The organism is Gemmatimonadota bacterium (assembly GCA_026706845.1).
Lineage (GTDB): Bacteria > Latescibacterota > UBA2968 > UBA2968 > UBA2968 > VXRD01.
Map to the genome: position 1 here is coordinate 1 of JAPOXY010000109.1, position 16,782 is coordinate 16,782.

Below are 16,782 nucleotides of genomic sequence, written 5' to 3' on the forward strand. Positions count from 1 at the left end.
ACTCAACGTAACGGCGAGCCAATACAGAAACCTACTTGAATTTTGAAGGACAGTGGCGACACACGCGGGAGAAGGTGAGTGGAAAAGCCCTGATCCTCGATGCCAGACCCGCGTGGTTCTGGATCTTTTTCAATGGGCGGGTTCTGACTTGCGGAGAACACGGTGACATTTTGCCGGATAAGGTGCGCGTGGAGGAGACGGATCGCCCCGTGAGAATACAGGCGATCCGGTTGAAAGGCGAGACCTACCGGGAACTCATAGAGCAGATCCCGGAAAACAGTTTTGTGGCTGGACTGATCGAGGCAGATGCTTCTTTTGAAGTTGGGGAGGAAGAACGTCTGGGCGGCACTGTCAGTTTCACTACCCGGGAGATTGAATTCAAATTTGCCCAAAAAAAGGAGATTTCGCGGTTTCGGCCCGTTTTTAGAGGTCTCACTGAGCGCGTAAAAGATTTGTTAAGGCAGAAGCAAGAGATTTTTGAAAAACTGGAGGACTTAAAAATGGCTTATCCGCCCGTGCATTACCTGAAACGGAGGCAAGTAAAGAAAGAACTGGCGGAAAAGCAGAAAGAGATCGAGGCCCTGAAACGCAAAAACGTGCGATTCAGTGGCACATTACGTATTCGTCTGATAGGAGATCAACTATGATATACAACGCGATGTTTCTGTGCGGTCTGTTCTTCATGCTCGTTGCCGCAAGGGTCAATGCACATGAACTGATGTTGAGGGCACCATTAGTACCTGCGCGATCGGCGACGGTCTATTCTGGGATGAACGCGCGAATGCAGCAGGTCAACTTTGAGGTGGGAGACCGGGTGGTCAAGGGAGATACCCTCATGGTACTAACCCGCCGAGATTTGCGTGTAAAAGAAACCGCGGCTCGAATTGCACTGAAGAAGTCGCAGAACCTGCAAGCGCGATTGGAAATGTTGTACGATAAGAAGCTGATTAGTGACCAGCAACTCGAAAATGTCCGCTTTGATGCCGAGGTCGCACACTATAACTGGGTCGCCGCGCGTATGGAACTGGACAGAACCGCAATCATCGCACCCCAGGACGGGATGGTGGTCGAGGTCAATGTAAAGCCGGGCGACTGGATATTTGCTTACACCGCGGTCGCGCGGGTCATCGACCCCGAGGATCTCCAGGTGCATCTGCTTGTGCCCGAGGACATGCTGAACGCGGTCCGAATGAATATGCCGCTGTCTGCCGTGCCGACCGCTGGCGGAAAGCGCTCGTTACCTGGGCGCGTTGTCGGGATCAGTCCTGTTATTGATCTGGAAAATGGGACATGCAAAGTAACAGGTCTTTTTCTGAATGCGGGAAAGTACGTCCGCCCCGGTGCCCTGGTCAATGTGACCATCGGAAGGTGAAAAATATGTTTCTCATCCGTAAAAAGTTGTTTTATTTTTTATATGCTTCATTGTGATGCGCATTTAAGATAATGACAGGAGAGATATCATGCGGGGAATCATCAGTAGCTTTTCCGTTCTATTTTTGTTGGGATTTTTCACGGTTGCATCTGCTCGTGTTTCACAGGAGGAAGGGGCTTCTTTTAAGCCGCCGGAGATGGTGGTGATTCCCGCGGGGCGTTTTAAGATGGGGTGCGTGTCGGGGAGAAGTTGCACCAATGCCGAGAGGCCGGTGCATGAGGTGACGGTTAAATCGTTTGCGCTGTCGAAGTACGAGGTGACATTTGAGGAATACGATCTCTTCACAGATGCGACGGGGCGCGAGCGAGCAGATGACAGGGGTTTTGGTCGAGGACGGCGTCCCGTGATCAATATTACATGGGATGATGCGATAGCGTACACAGCGTGGTTATCGGAACAGACGGGAAAGAACTATCGTTTGCCGAGCGAGGCAGAGTGGGAGTATGCGGCGCGCGCGGGAACAGTGACGAGGTATAGCTGGGGGCATAATCTTGGTCACAACCGCGCCAATTGCAATGGGTGCGGTAGTCAATGGGATAATGAGATGTCAGCACCTGTGGGATCGTTTGAGGCCAATGCCTGGGGCCTTCACGACATGCACGGCAATGTGTGGGAATGGACTCAGGATTGGTATAATAATAGATATGTAGGGGCACCCAATGACGGGTCTGCGTGGGAGGTCGGCGATCGCACTGCGCGCGTGGTGCGCGGCGGCGCATGGTACCTGGAAGGATATTTCCTTCGCTCGGCTACTCGCGACCGACACAGTACCTTTGCCGGGAGCCTTTATGTGGGGTTTCGGGTTGCCCAGAGTTTGTAGAGCTTTTGTTTTTTCTTCAAAAAACAAAAAGGGGTGTGAATTTTCAGTGTTCACACCCTTTTTTTATTTGGAACATATATTGGGAAATATACGTCTGTGTAGGGTCAAATGAAAAAAATGGTGGCTCCCGGCGGAATCGAACCACCGACACAAGGATTTTCAGTCCTCTGCTCTACCAACTGAGCTAGGGAGCCATCATCTTTCCCGATAAGATTGGAAAATTTAACAAAACGGCTGATTGGTGTCAAGGTTCTTGCGTACGTTTTTTCGCAAACAGAAGCGATGTTGCGCTATATGCAGGTTTACAATTATAAACAGATAAACCATTTGACAAATGCAAGGGGCGGGGGTTAATTATTCCCGCACATTTTCTAAGAGATTTTACCTTGTATCACAAAAATCGCGCCAATGGCTCTTGATACGCAAAATATACAGACGGAAGCAGACGATGCGAGTTCACAACCCGCGGTAACATTGCGCGCTGTGGGATTGGGGCTATTTCTGGTCGTCGCCCTCGATCTGCTGGCTATTTGTGTGCGCTACATCTTACACGCTCCGCTGATGACGTATAGCCATATCCCAATGGCCATGCTGATCGTGTTGATGATCCTGATGATCGGACTCGCCATTGTTGCCAAAATGACCGGCTGGGCGCTCTCACCAGGCGAATGGCATGCGATTCTGGCGATGGGCCTCGTGGGCGCAGCGCTGCCGTGTTTTGGCCTGACGGGATATTTGATCGGCTATATCACGGCGCCTTATTATTTTGCTACGGAAGAAAATCAGTGGGCCGAGCATTTGCATCCGCTTTTGCCCAACTGGCTGTTGCCGAGTCCCGAGGGCAATGCCGTTGCGTGGTTTTACGAAGGCTTGCCGAGCGGTGCTGCTATCCCCTGGGATGTTTGGGTATTGCCCTTGTTCTGGTGGACGACGGTTGTGGCGGCGGCTTTTTTGATGCTGGCCTGTGTCGCCACTATTTTGAGAAAACAGTGGGTGCAAAACGAACGCCTGGTTTTCCCCGCGATGGCGCCTTTGATCGATATAGTTTCTAAACCGGGCGATGGCGAGGGTTGGTTGCCCGAGTTTACGCGCAATCGCTTGTTCTGGATCGGATTTGCCATTGCTTTTGGCGTGCTGGCCTGGAATTGTATCAATTACTTTGTGCCGGGCTTTCCGCGTTTTCCCATTTATCGATCGCGGTGGTACTGGATTGATTGGCAATGGCCGCCTATCAGGGGATATTTTGGCATTTTTACCATACTTTTTTCTTATTTTGCCAGCCTGGATGTTCTGTTTTCAATCTGGTTTTTTGATTTGTTGTTTATCTTTGAGGGCGGTCAGCTCAATAAGTGGGGCTATAGAGCCATCACCCCGTATTATCGCACGGGGGTGTATTACTGGCAGATTGCAGGGGCATTTATTGTTTTTGTGTGTTCGACGTTCTGGGTTGCGAGAAGACATTTGCGAGATGTGTTGATGAAGGCACTTGGAAGAGATCCCACGGTGGATGACTCCGATGAATTGATGTCTTATCGCGCCGCTTGTATCGGCCTGCTATGCAGCCTGGTATATCTGTTTGTCTGGCTGACTCAGATGAATTTCGATCCGCTGCAAGGATTTTTACTCCTTCTCGCCGTGATTTTTGTCTATACGGGTATGGCGAAGATCCTCGCCGATACTGGCATGCCATTTACCAATACACCCATAGGTGCCTGGAGTATGGTTGCACCGTTTTTTGGACGGCGCAATATCCCGCTTGCCACCCATGTTGCTTACCGCTATTCGGGTTTGATTACCGGGCATTTCAAGGGGTTGTTTTTGCCCGCGCTGGCCCATGCAGGGCGCGTCTCCGAGGGCGTTCCCGGCAATCAGCGGCGGCTACTGATGGGTGCTATTGGGCTGGTGTTTATGGTCAGCTTGCTGTTCAATATGCTGTTCACCGTGTGGTTGGGTTACGATCAAGGGGCTTATAATTTCAACAGTTGGGAGATTACGCGGGCAGCCGAACGCCATTTCCAGGGTACAGTTAATGTAATTAAAAAACCCGACGAGCCACCGTTTTACGAAGAACATCCCGAACAAGCGGTATTTTTTGGCATTGGCGGTCTGCTGATGGCCGGGTTGATCTATATGCGCTATCGCTTTGCGTGGTGGCCGCTGCATCCCGTGGGGCTGGCGATTTCGGGTTCTTATCTGGTTCGACGCACCAGTTTTACAACTTTTCTGGCGTGGTTGATTAAGTTTGTCATCATAAAAGTGGGGGGGCCGACGGTTTATCGCAAATCCAGACCCCTATTCATCGGTTTGCTCGTCGGATATATTCTCGGTGTGACTTTGTCAGTAGGTATTGACATCATCTGGTTCCCAGAACGCGGACATTGGGTACATCGCTATGGATAAATATTACAAGCTCATCGCATTGAGCCTCATTGGTTTGGGGATTTTTATCACCGCGCTCCTGATTGCCGGTCCCTATCGCGTAAATCCCCATATAGCTGCTTTGTTGGGATTGGAAATGCCCAGCGCAGTTCCTCCCGTGCCCGTTCCGCGTGCAGAAGAAGTAGGCACACGGGTTTTAGATGCTGTGCGAGAAGATGGGATTCGCACGTTGATGGACCAGTTCACGCAACACGAATCGCGCGTGGTGGGGTATGAAGGCCATGAAAAAACCGCGGATTTTATCATTTCTGAGTTTCGGCGTTTTGGTATGGAAGATGTGGAAGCCGAGACGTATGACGTGGCCGTGCCCATAGACTATGGTGGAACCCTGACGGTAGAAGATACCGGTGAGGTTTTTACCATTCACGGTTTGTGGCCCAATCTGGTCAAGACGACCACTTTGCCCACAGGTGGTGTGCGGGGGCATCTCTTGTGGGGTGGCACGGGCGATGTATCGGAATTTAATGGGCGCAATGTAGAGGGTGCGGTGGTGTTGATGGAATTTAATTCGTGGAACAACTGGCTCAATGCTGCCATGCTCGGTGCGCAGCAGATAATATTTGTTGAACCCGATTCCACGTTTACCGCGCAGGCAGAGACCAAATTTTTGCAGGTGCCCAATAGTGTAGAGCGTTTTTGGATCGATAAGAAGAGTGGCGAAAAGCTCAAGGCATTGCTCGCGCAAAAGGATAAGGTCAATGTTGCATTGAAGGCGCGAATGGATTGGGAAAAGAAAGAGACGCGGAATATTTTGGGTTGGATTCGCGGAACCGATCCCGTATTGAGCGAAAAAATTGTGGTGATCAATACGTATTACGATGCGATGTCTGTGGTGCCCGCACGCGCGCCGGGCGCAGAGATGGCGTGTGGGATTGTGGGCATGATGAAGTTGGTCGAATATTTCAGCAAGTACCCGCCCAAACACACGCTTTTGTTTCTCGCTTCTTCCGCGCATCACCTCGGCTTCAGGGGCATTTGTGATTTTTTGAGCAGGCATTCGCGCAAAGAAAAGCATTTTGCCGCGTTGATGACCGAACCTCTCGAGTTGCCGCTGTTAATTTCTCTGGATTTGACGAGCCAGACAGATGAAATTGGGGTTTGGAACAGCACGCGCAATTATTATTACAAGCGTTTCTTTACGCCATTTGGCAAGTCATTTATACATTATTCAGAGGCGATAGCCGAGCGATTTGACCTGGATCCCGCCGATGCCCTCATCGATGGGATCAATCCAAAAGGCGGCATGAGCTGGGATATGTATATCCCTGGCAAAATCCTGAAAACAGATGGCGAGGTCGTTTTGGAAGCGGGCACGCCTGCACTGTCGCTCATTACGGTCAACGATGCGCGTTTCAGAGTAGATACGCCACTGGATATACCCGAACAGGTGAATTTCAAAAATCTCACCGGGCAGATACGCCTGCTTGCCGGTGTGCTCGATCTCGGATTAAATTCCGAGGATTTTTTGCCCGATTACAAGCTGGACCCCGATGATCGCATGCGAGGGTTGCAGGGTTTTGTGCGCACATTTCCCCGACGGAGCATTATCCCTGATCGCCCCCGTCCCGGTGCTGTAGCTTCGCTGCGAATGGGCGTTGACAAATCGATCAAAGGTGTGCGCCGCATCTACTACGATATTGCCGACGAAAATGGCGAATTTTACATGCCGGGCATTGCCGAACGCCGCGTGGATGTGAAGGCTTTTTATATGGATCCGGAAAGCGGCGAAATTACGTACGCGCCCAATCACGGTCGTCAGGCGCGCATATACCGGGGCGAATTTAATATGGACTGGTGGATATCCAAGCGCACGCGGATCTTGTTCCCGTGTATTGCAACGGATTTTTACGATACAGTCGATCCCCGTTATTTATCCAAATTGTCGAGCATCAGCGTGCTCGGTCCCGGCAATACTGCGCCGCAAGAATACGGCTATGCCATTGGCTTTGGTCCAGAAGAACCGGTGGGAACCATTTTTACAACGCCGGGCGAACGGGTCAAAATTGTGATGCGGTTGGGGGGCAGGTCACTGGATATAGGCGTGCGCTATATGTTGCTGAACTCAAAAAGTGCGGAAAGCGTGGAAGTCGCGCGCGGCGATGGGTTTCAGACTTTGCAACACGGGTCGTTTATTCACTCTTCATTCCAGGCCGCAAAAGATATGTGGACGCTGAATGAGGCGCGAATACGCGAATTGGCGCGGTATTCGATTGAAAACCAGCGGATGACCAATTTGCACGAGCAGGCTAAAAAGCATCTGGATCTGGCTGAAGAGTCGATGCAAGACAAGAAATGGGATTTGTTTGTCAAACACACGCGCGCGGGCATGGGCCTTGAATCGCGCGCCTATCCAGACGTAAAAGCAACGCAAAACGATGTGATCCGCGGCGTGATTTTCTTTATGATACTGGTCATTCCGTGTGCGTTTTTTGTCGAGCGGTTGATTTTTACTTTTTCCGATATTCGCCTGCAAATCGGTGGCTTTGGTGCGGCTTTTGTGGTGATCTGGATCGTACTTTCGCAGGTGCATCCCGCTTTTGATCTCTCCAATCCGTTTGTGATTTTGCTGGCTTTTGTGATTTTGGCACTGGCGATTTTTGTGATTGCCATTGTGTCGGGACGGTTTCACGACAATATTCGGCAACTGCGTACAGAAGAGGTGTTGTTGCACGATACGGATGTGGGGCGGATAAGTGCCTCGGTGGCGGCATTTCAGTTGGGTATTGCGAATATGAAAAAGCGCAAGATGCGCACCGGCCTGACGTTTGCCACGCTGGTCTTGTTGACATTTACGGTGCTGTCCTTTACGTCGATCAAGACAACGCTCGATTTTTATCAAATTTTGCTGGATACTGAAGGTAAGTATCCGGGGTTGTTGATCCGCAGTCAGTTCTGGGGACCGCTGGAGGATACGGCTTATGATTATGCCCGCGTCAATTTTTTTGATCAGGGTGAGATTGCGCCGCGCAGCTGGTATGTGACGCGAGACTTGAAAAAGACACCGATTGAAACGCCGGAAAAATCAACCAAAGTGTTGGGGATATTGGGACTGGCGGTCAATGAACCCGCGGTCACGAGAATCGATACTTTGTTGAGCCACGGGCGGTGGTTTGAAGAGGGGGAACTCGCGTGTATTTTGCCCGGCAAGATGGCCGAGTTGCTCAATGTAGGTCCCGAAGACGTTGGCAAAAAAAGCGTGCGCTTATTTGGCAAACAGCTGAACGTCGTGGGATTGATCGACGCGGAAAAAATGCGCAATCATCCGGACCTGGACGGCGAAATTTTGAGTCCGGCGGATTTTAAGCTGACGGATGATGAGATCGTCTCCCGGCTGACCCAACAGGAGACGCGCGAAAAACAGGGTCTGGAACAGCCCCAACTCGAGAACATGCCATTCGAGCACATTGACCCCGATGATATTGCCATTATTCCCTATAATATATTGCGGGAAGTGGGCAGTCCGCTGCAATCTGTGGCGATTCGTTTGCACGAAGGCATAGATGTCGAAGCACAGGTCAAAGAATATGTGTCGCGGTTGTCGGTGGTGGTGTTTGCGGGCATTCCAATGGCAGATGGCAAAATCCAGGTGTCAATTTACAGTTCGATGGGGTGGGGACCATTGCCCGGCCTGGCCAATTTGTTTGTCCCCATTCTGGTGGCTGCGTTAATTGTGCTGAATACGATGATGGGATCGGTTTACGAGCGTTTCCGCGAGATTAGCATTTATTCTTCTGTGGGATTGGCACCTGTACACATCGCCTTTTTGTTTATTGCCGAGGCCTGTGTTTATGCCGTGTTGGGGACTGTATCGGGGTATTTGCTCGGTCAAGGCGTGATTAAAATTTTGTTGTGGCAGGAGTGGTTGCAAGGGCTTAATGTGAATTATTCGGCATTGTCAACGGTGATTTCTTCGGTGCTGGTGATCGTGGTGGTTTTGATTTCGTCGCTCTATCCCGCGCGTCAGGCGTCACTTATGGCCGTGCCCGATGTGACGCGCCGCTGGAAGTTGCCCGATCCGGAAGGCGATCACTGGCATTTTGAGTTTCCATTTACCGTGGGTGGCAAAGACGTATTTGGTTTGTCGGTATTTCTGGTCGATTATTTCGAGTCGCACGTGGGTGAGTCCATGGGCGCGTTTTATACAGATGGCGCGCGTTTTGGTTCGGTTGAAGCAGCAACCGGCGCGGGATATACGATTGATACGACAATATGGTTGGCACCTTATGATTTGGGTGTAAGTCAACAGGTGCATTTTGAAGCCGTGCCCATGGGTGAGCACAATATTTTTGCGATGACGCTGACAATAGATCGGCTTTCGGGTGATGCGGCATCGTGGCGGAGGGTCAATCAGGGCTTTATGAACGCGCTTCGCAAACAATTTTTGATCTGGCGAACGGTTGATCCAGGCAATCGCGCCAAATACACGGAAAAAGGGCGGGAATTGCTCTCTGACTCCACAGCAGCGGTCAACGCATAGTCACGGGAAAATCTATGGCTTTAGGCAATCTTTTAAGACGCAACAAAGACAAAGAACCAAGGAAAAATACGCAATTTGAGGAGATTGAAGAGTATCGGGATCTGCTTGATGAGCCAGACGAATTTGTCAATGGGTTCAATAGCAAAACCATTGTGGGTGCGTTATTTGTGTCGATTGTGATGGTGCCCGGCAATATTTATCTGGATCTGATGATCGGTGGCTCAATTGGCGCAGCGGCGCAATGGGTCACGATTATTTTGTTCATCGAACTGGCGAAACGCTCGTTTACCATACTCAAGCGGCAAGAAGTCTATCTGTTGTATTATGTGACGAGTTCGCTGGTCAATCGGGAGTCCAATGCGTTTGAAGGTCTGTTGTGGCATCAGTATTTTGTGCAGTCGCCCGCAGCCGTGCAATTTGGCATACAAAAGTCATTGAGTGAACTGTGGTGGTGGGCACCTCCGGCAAATTCCGAGGCGCTGATTGAACGCACGTTTTTACACGCCGATTGGTTTTGGCCCATTGCATTTCTGGTGCTGGGCACGATTATGGGGCGCATTGCCTGGTTTACCGCCAGCTATGTGTTGTTCCGCATTACGTCCGATTACGAGAATCTGCCATTTCCATTTGCACCTATCAATGCGCATGGAGCCATGGCATTGGCAGAAGAAAGCAGTGGAGATATTACGTGGCGCTGGCGCATGTTTTCCATCGGTGCTGTGATCGGTGTGGTGTGGGGGATGGTTTATGTGGCTGTACCGGCGATTACGGGCGCGTTTATGGAACAGCCCGTGCAACTCATCCCGATTCCATTTGTCGATTTCACGCAATATACGGGATATTTTTTACCTGCAACCCCACTGGGCTTTACCCTGCATCTTCAACCCATTTTTATTGGTTTTCTCGCGCCCTTCTGGGCGGTAATAGGGTCCTTTATTGGGGTGGTCATCCATACAATTGCAAGTCCCCTTTTACACTCTTATGGATTGATGCCCCACTGGTTTATGGGGATGGACACGATCCAGACGCATTTTGTGACGGGTATTGATTTCTGGATGAGTTTTGGTATTGGCATTACATTTGCCATTGCCGTCATTGGGTTTTATCAGGTGTGGCGCGGCGTGCGAACCGCGCGGATTGAAAAGACCGAGAAGGGATCCTGGGAAACGCCGCCCGGACGGGGTGATTTCAGGATGTGGATTTGCATCGTCTTGTTTTGTATAGCGAGTTTGTACACGATTGTGCTATCAAAAATTTTATTCCCGCAGTTGGTAACCACCACCTTGTTAATATTTTTCTTTATTTTTGCATTTGTGTACACGCCACTCATTTCATTTGTGAACGCTCGCTTAGATGGTATGGTGGGGCAAAATGTGAATATTCCCTATATAAAAGAAGCGACTATTTTTCTGAGTGGATTTAGAGGCATTCATATCTGGTTTGTGGATTTTGGCCTGGATAACTATGGCGCGGCGGCGCAGCGTTTTCGGGAGATTGAGCTGACGGGTACCAACTTCAGGAGTATCCTGAGGGCAGAAGTTTTTATGGTGCCGCTGGTTTTTCTGACCAGTTTTATGTACTGGTCCTATATCTGGAAACTCGCGCCAATTCCGTCCGATTCGTATCCTTACGTGCAATTGTTCTGGCCGTTGCGCGCCCTTCAGCGGTGTGTGTGGATTACCAGTACCATGCGTGGGGAAGTTGACTATTCCCAGGAGGGCACTGTAACGTGGACGCCGGCCAATTTGTCGAATAATGCGTGGTGGTACTGGCGGGTGCGGGCAACACCCGATGATCCGGATAGTGTACCCGATGACGAGCGCAGGTATGGGCCGTGGTCGAGCACAGCTTATTTTTACACCAATTTTGATGATACACAATCCCCGCCATATTCGCCCGCAACACTGAGTCGCGCGCCCCCCGATATTTCCGATGCTCTGGCTCAGGGGTTGCCTTCTGCTCCGGAAATACGCAGTGCGAATAATGGCGCGCACCTGAATACGCCAAATCCAGAAATGATCATTTCCCGGGCGATGGATCCCCAGGACCGAGAATTGTTCTATCAATACGAGATCGATCAGGTGCCTTCTTTTGACGGAGCATTTTTGCAGTCGTCAGATGATCAGCCCATTTTGTTCGAGGCTCTAAAACCCTGGGTTATTGGTACAGGATTTGCCGTTGGACTTGTGTTCTTTGTTATTTTGTCCATATTTGGATTGCCCATTTTGCTCATCTTTGGCTATGTGCAAAGTTTGACCAATATTCCGCATTTTATGATTACGCAGATCATCGGTGCGTTGATTGCGCGCTACTATTTCTGGAAGCGTTTTGGCAAGAAACAATGGCGTCTTTATGCGACAGTCCTGGCGGTGGGCTTTTCCGTGGGCATGGCACTTGTGGGAATGGCATCGGTGTCCATTGCCATGATCCAGAAGTCGGTATCGGTCTTGTTGTTCTAATCGCAGAGGGTTTATTTTCATAACGAAAATCCGTTGGTGATTGTGTATGCCAACGGATTTTTTTAGAGGGAATTATGGCTGACGAGCGTTTTTTAGTTACGGGTGCATTGGGGTGTATTGGCGCGTGGACTGTGTACAATCTGGTGCGCGAAGGGGTGCCAGTCACGATATTCGATCTGGCGACAGAGCCTCTGCGTTTGCAATTGTTGCTGTCGGATGACGAATTGGCGCAGGTTGTGTTTGTGGCTGGCGATATTGCGGATTTGTCTGCTTTTGAACGGGCGTTGGACGATAATGAGATTACGCATGTCATTCATCTGGCAGGGCTTCAAGTACCGTTTTGCAAGGCTGACCCACCGCTCGGCGCGCGCGTCAATGTGGTGGGTACTGCAAATGTTTTTGAAGCTGTGAAACGCCGACAGGAGCGCATTGACAAAGTGGTCTATGCGAGTTCTGTCGCTGTTTTTGGTGCGCCCGAAGATTACGAACCGGGTGCTGTGATGCGAGATGATTCCACGTTGATGCCCCATACGCATTACGGTGTGTACAAGCAGGCGAATGAGGGTACCGCGCATGTGTATTGGCTGGATGAAGGTGTGTCTTCTATCGGTTTTCGGCCCTATGTGGTCTATGGGGTGGGGCGCGATCAGGGAATTACTTCTACGCCCACGACAGCAATGCTGGCGGCAGCGGCCAATTTGCCCTATCACATTTCTTATGGTGGACGCACGGTTTTTCAGTATGCCGATGATACAGCGCGCGCGTTTATTCAGGCTGCACGGGCCGATTATGCAGGTGCAGGAGCGTTTAATTTGGGTGGTTTTGCACCCGATATGCAGGATGTGAAGGATGCGATTGATCGGGCAGCACCCGAGGCAGCGGATAAGGTCACGTTTGAAGATATCCAGTTGCCGTTTCCTCAGGAAGTCGATGGGAGTGGATTAGAAGCTGCGATTGGCACAGTGGCGCACAAGCCGCTGACAGAAGGCGTGGCTGAAACTGTGGCGCTGTTCCGCGATTTGCTTGCCGCGGGAAAAATTGATGCGGAAACTTATATTGCAGAGCGATCATGAGGACAGATATGGCTGATCAATACGATGTGTTGATAACAAGTGGTACAGTGATAGACCCGGCTAATGGCGTGCGAGGTACATTGGATGTGGCGTTGAAGGATGGCGTGGTAGCAGCTATTGGGCGCGATTTGGGTGAGGCCGATTCAGTGATTGATGCAAGCGGATGTCTCGTGACGCCGGGGCTGATCGATTTGCATACCCATGTGTACAAAGATGTGTCGAGTTTTGGCATAGAGGCCGATGAACTGTGTCCGCGCACAGGCGTGACAACGAGCGTTGATACGGGAACGGCGGGATGGATCAATTATCGCGGATTGGAGCGCTATGTGATGGAGCCTTCTTCAACGCGCATTTTGGCCTATGTCAATCTGTCGGGTGTCGGGTTGCCCTGGCGACGCGGCGAGATGGTGTATGAAGGCTATGTATCGGCCAGCGAGTGCGCGCAGACGGTTTTGAATCACCCGAAAACAGCACTGGGCGTTAAGGTGCGTTTGTACAAAGGCGTGGGCGGCGATGCTGATGTGCGCGATTTGTTGCAAATTGCCCTGGAGGCCGCCAATCGGTGCGAAAAGCCCCTGATGGTTCATATCAGCAATGCCGATGTGCTTTTGCGCGATTTAATTCAGCCTCTGCGCCCGGGCGATATTGTGACCCATTGTTTTCACGGTACGCAACCCGCGTCGATTATCGACAACCGGGGAAAGGTGATTTCTGAGGCCTGGGATGCACGCGATCGCGGGGTAATTTTTGACATTGGTCACGGGTTGGGCAGTTTTAGTTACGACGTGGGACGCGCGGCTATGGAAGATGGTTTCCCGCCCGATACCATCAGCAGCGATATCCATTCGTACAATATCGATGGTCCTGTTTACGACTTGCCGACAACGATGTCCAAGTTTTTGAATTTGGGCATGTCGCTCGAGGAAGTGATTCAACGCTCATCCATTGAACCAGCACAGGTGATTGATCGAGAGAATGATCTCGGACATCTGGGGGTTGGTGCTGCGGGCGATGTCGCTGTATTTGAATTGGAAAAGGGGAAATTTGAGTTGACCGATGCAATGCAGCAGGTGTTGATGGGCGAGCAGCGATTGGTTTGTCGCGCGTCTGTTCGAGGGGGGAAGGTCTGGTGGCAGAGGTGAGAAATTAATTCAAAGGAGTTTGTTATGTCCGTAGAAAATGGGTTGGTCAATCCGTTTGTTTTATCTGATGGCGATGGTTATATGTGGCTGAAGGGGAATTTGCACAGCCATTCGACAAATTCGGATGGACGGGTCTCGCCGCAAGAACGCGTGGATGGGTATGTCAATCAGGGCTACGATTATTTGTGTGTATCCGATCACAACGATATCACATTTGTCGAGACACTGACCTGTCCTGAAAACTTTACGCTTATTCAGGGTGCTGAATTGCATCCCGATAATCCCTTTGGCGGGGACCGCCACCACTTTGTAGCACTCAATATTTCAGAGGATATGGATGCGCGGGCTATGCCCCCGCAACATGTGATTGATGAAGTAAAAAAACAGGGTGGCTCGATCTGGCTCGCACATCCGCACTGGAGCGGGATCAATATTTTGCGCGATACAATGCCGCTGACGGGTTTGGCGGGTATAGAAGTTTTTAATACGACATGTCGGTGCGCCGGGCGGGGTGAGTCTTCTGTGCATTGGGACGATTGGATGGATTTGTCTGGACAATTGCTCCCGGCACTGGGCAATGACGATTCCCACGCGGCTGATTCAGAAGAGCGCGATACGTATCAGGGCTGGACTATGGTGCGGGTGAAGGAACGGTCACCCGAAGCTATTGTTGAAGCTCTGGAATCTGGCGCGGGCTATGCGTCAACGGGTCCACAAATTTTTGATATTCAGTTGCATAGTGGGGAAGGGCGCACGGTTGAAGTCACGGTAAAATGTTCACCTGCACAGCGCATTGCCGCGGTATTAGATTCGAGGGGGACCGAATACTATGAGGGCGGTAAGCTGTTTGAGACCGCCACTTTCAAGCTGCGGCCCGACTCAAAACACGTGCGTTTTGAGATTATTGCGCCAAATGGCGACAAGGCGTGGTCCAATCCCTTTGATCTCACCGCGTTTTAGGGGTAGTGGAATTTATTGGAACTGATATGAGAATTGGAGCGGGTTAATGCTCACGCAATTGGAAATTACTTCTCGGGAAACAGTGCTTGATGGTAAGTTATACGGTGCTGTGGGTGCTTATGAAGCGCTGTGTGGCAGTGCGCGGTTCGCGCTTGATCCCAATCACAAACAAAACGGGGCGATTGTCGATTTAAATCTCGCGCCTGTTGACGAGAACGGACGGGTGATTTTTCGGGCTGATGTGCATTTGCTCAAGCCGGTTGATGTCGCTCGGGGCAACCGTACTGTGTTTTACAATGTGGACAATCGGGGGCGCAAAAATATTTTGCCGATGTTTAATCTGTCAACGGGATCGAATATGCCAGAGTCTGCCGCACATTTTGGCGATGGATTTCTGATGCGGCAGGGTTATACGGTTGCCGCGTGTGGTTGGCAGGCCGATGTGCCGTCTGAGGCAGAGGGCGCTGCCAATTTGATGACATTGGACGCGCCAGTGGTCGATGTTACGGGTCCTGTGTCGTGTGAGATTGTCGTTGATGCAGAGACGGATTTGCATTCTCTGGGAAGTCGCTATCACGATCCCTATGAACCTGCGGAAGATGGCGATGCGGTGCTCACTGTTCGGGCGTATCCGTATGATGAAGCCGAGGAAATTGGGCGCGATCAATGGATGTTTGATCGGTTGGAAGACGGGCGCGCCGCGATCCGATTTCCACAGGGATTTGAACCGGGGCGCATTTACAATCTGGTTTATACGGGCAAAAATCCTGCTGTGATGGGCACGGGTTTTGCCGCGACCCGGGATTTTGTGTCGTTTTTGAAGTACGGGACGGATGGCAATCCGCTGGGCAATGCGATTGAGCGGGCTTATGCTTTCGGGTCGTCGCAAAGTGGGCGTTTTTTGCGGCACATGTTGTATGAGGGTTTTAATGGGGATGAGGCTGGACGAAAGGTTTTCGATGGGGTGTTTGCCAATGTTGCAGGCGGCGCGCGGGGATCGTTTAATCATCGGTTTGCACAGCCTTCGCGGCATGCCAGCGCGCATTTTGATGCGTTGTATCCCACGGAGTGGTTTCCGTTTACAGATTTACCGCAAACAGATCCCGAAACCCTGGAGAGGGGTGGCTTGTTGGATCGCTGTGACGCCGCGGGGGTGACACCGCGCATTTTTTATACCAATACTTCAACCGAATACTGGAACCGCAGTGCGTCTTTGATTCACACAGATGTGAACGGACAAGAGGATGTCGAGATTCATCCTTCGGTTCGCGTTTATCACTTTGCAAGTACAAAACACGGTCCGGGCGATGTGCCCAAAAAGCCGCGTCTAACAGTGCCCCCAAATCCCGTGAATTTTCGCTATGCAGAGCGCGCGCTTCTCGTTGCGTTAGACCGCTGGGTGCGCGAGGGCGTTGATCCTCCTGAGAGCAGGTATGGCCGCATTGCGGATGGTTCTCTGGTGGATGCTGACGATTTGAAATTTCCCACTATTCCCGACTTGCGAAGTCCCAGACGCATGCGGCGGCCCCTGCGATTGAACTGGGGGAGCAGATGGGATGCGGGTATTATCGATATCGAGCCGCCCGAAAAAGGGCGTCCTTTTGGGGTGCGCGTGCCTCAAGTCGATCGAGATGGCAATGAGGTCGCGGGTATTCGCATGCCAGAGGTGGTCGCGCCTCTGGGTACGTTTACGGGATGGCGGTATCGACAACGCGGCGCGACCGATGCGCTTGTTGGCCTTGATGGGATGTGGGTGCCATTTGCGCGCGATGAGGATGAGCGCGAGGGTGATTCGCGATTATCGATTGCTCAACGCTATGGCAGCCGCGAAGCGTATTTGGACTGCGTGGCGCAAGCCGCTCGGAAATTGGTGGAGGAGCAGTTGATGTTGCGCGAAGATGTAGATCGCGCTGTCGAACAGGCTGGGGAGATGTACGATTGGGTGATGATGGGGGCTGGAGACTGAGGGATTGCTACAAA

The 16,782-nt window shown here is 51.2% G+C and carries 10 protein-coding genes and 1 tRNA gene; 10 read left to right on the forward strand and 1 reads right to left on the reverse strand.

Annotated features, from left to right (window positions below; translation table 11 throughout):
* The first annotated feature begins 35 nt into the window (after positions 1–35).
* From OXG87_10905 to OXG87_10915, 3 genes are all read left to right on the forward strand, one after another.
* Positions 36–647, forward strand: coding sequence for a hypothetical protein (locus tag OXG87_10905; protein ID MCY3870059.1), 612 nt, complete (start codon positions 36–38; stop codon positions 645–647).
* The gene (locus tag OXG87_10910) at positions 644–1,372 is read left to right on the forward strand and encodes an efflux RND transporter periplasmic adaptor subunit (GenBank protein ID MCY3870060.1); all 729 of its coding nucleotides are present in this window, start codon (positions 644–646) and stop codon (positions 1,370–1,372) included. Before OXG87_10905 ends, OXG87_10910 begins: the two co-directional genes overlap by 4 nt.
* Positions 1,373–1,460: 88 nt before the next feature.
* On the forward strand, positions 1,461–2,252 hold the full coding sequence (locus OXG87_10915; GenBank protein MCY3870061.1) for a formylglycine-generating enzyme family protein: 792 nt from the start codon (positions 1,461–1,463) through the stop codon (positions 2,250–2,252).
* Positions 2,253–2,370: 118 nt separating this feature from the next.
* Here OXG87_10915 and OXG87_10920 read toward each other — a convergent pair.
* Positions 2,371–2,446, reverse strand: a tRNA-Phe gene (locus OXG87_10920).
* Between the two features lie 214 nt (positions 2,447–2,660).
* Between OXG87_10920 and OXG87_10925 the strand changes: the two genes are divergently transcribed.
* The 7 genes from OXG87_10925 to OXG87_10955 all read left to right on the forward strand — a co-directional run bounded on the left by OXG87_10925 (position 2,661) and on the right by OXG87_10955 (position 16,768).
* Entirely contained in the window at positions 2,661–4,652 is a 1,992-nt protein-coding gene (locus tag OXG87_10925) for a hypothetical protein (protein ID MCY3870062.1), read from the forward strand.
* A complete protein-coding gene (locus tag OXG87_10930) occupies positions 4,645–9,168 on the forward strand; it encodes a hypothetical protein (protein ID MCY3870063.1) in 4,524 nt (1,507 codons plus the stop codon). The genes OXG87_10925 and OXG87_10930 overlap by 8 nt, the downstream gene beginning before the upstream one ends.
* Positions 9,169–9,182: 14 nt before the next feature.
* Positions 9,183–11,627 (forward strand): hypothetical protein, encoded by a 2,445-nt coding sequence (locus OXG87_10935; protein ID MCY3870064.1) that lies wholly within the window; start codon positions 9,183–9,185, stop codon positions 11,625–11,627.
* A gap of 74 nt (positions 11,628–11,701) precedes the next feature.
* Entirely contained in the window at positions 11,702–12,700 is a 999-nt protein-coding gene (locus OXG87_10940; GenBank protein ID MCY3870065.1) for an SDR family oxidoreductase, read from the forward strand.
* 8 nt (positions 12,701–12,708) lie between these two features.
* Positions 12,709–13,842 (forward strand): amidohydrolase/deacetylase family metallohydrolase, encoded by a 1,134-nt coding sequence (locus OXG87_10945; GenBank protein MCY3870066.1) that lies wholly within the window; start codon positions 12,709–12,711, stop codon positions 13,840–13,842.
* Between the two features lie 24 nt (positions 13,843–13,866).
* The gene (locus OXG87_10950) at positions 13,867–14,802 is read left to right on the forward strand and encodes a CehA/McbA family metallohydrolase (GenBank protein ID MCY3870067.1); all 936 of its coding nucleotides are present in this window, start codon (positions 13,867–13,869) and stop codon (positions 14,800–14,802) included.
* Between the two features lie 46 nt (positions 14,803–14,848).
* On the forward strand, positions 14,849–16,768 hold the full coding sequence (locus OXG87_10955; GenBank protein MCY3870068.1) for an alpha/beta hydrolase domain-containing protein: 1,920 nt from the start codon (positions 14,849–14,851) through the stop codon (positions 16,766–16,768).
* The last annotated feature ends 14 nt before the right edge of the window (positions 16,769–16,782 follow it).

Bases quoted from the DNA above. Each gene is read 5' to 3' on its own strand.
- OXG87_10910 (MCY3870060.1), top strand. From the start codon at position 644: ATGATATACAACGCGATGTTTCTGTGCGGTCTGTTCTTCATGCTCGTT.
- OXG87_10915 (MCY3870061.1), top strand. From the start codon at position 1,461: ATGCGGGGAATCATCAGTAGCTTTTCCGTTCTATTTTTGTTGGGATTT.
- OXG87_10925 (MCY3870062.1), top strand. From the start codon at position 2,661: ATGGCTCTTGATACGCAAAATATACAGACGGAAGCAGACGATGCGAGT.
- OXG87_10930 (MCY3870063.1), top strand. From the start codon at position 4,645: ATGGATAAATATTACAAGCTCATCGCATTGAGCCTCATTGGTTTGGGG.
- OXG87_10935 (MCY3870064.1), top strand. From the start codon at position 9,183: ATGGCTTTAGGCAATCTTTTAAGACGCAACAAAGACAAAGAACCAAGG.
- OXG87_10940 (MCY3870065.1), top strand. From the start codon at position 11,702: ATGGCTGACGAGCGTTTTTTAGTTACGGGTGCATTGGGGTGTATTGGC.
- OXG87_10945 (MCY3870066.1), top strand. From the start codon at position 12,709: ATGGCTGATCAATACGATGTGTTGATAACAAGTGGTACAGTGATAGAC.
- OXG87_10950 (MCY3870067.1), top strand. From the start codon at position 13,867: ATGTCCGTAGAAAATGGGTTGGTCAATCCGTTTGTTTTATCTGATGGC.
- OXG87_10955 (MCY3870068.1), top strand. From the start codon at position 14,849: ATGCTCACGCAATTGGAAATTACTTCTCGGGAAACAGTGCTTGATGGT.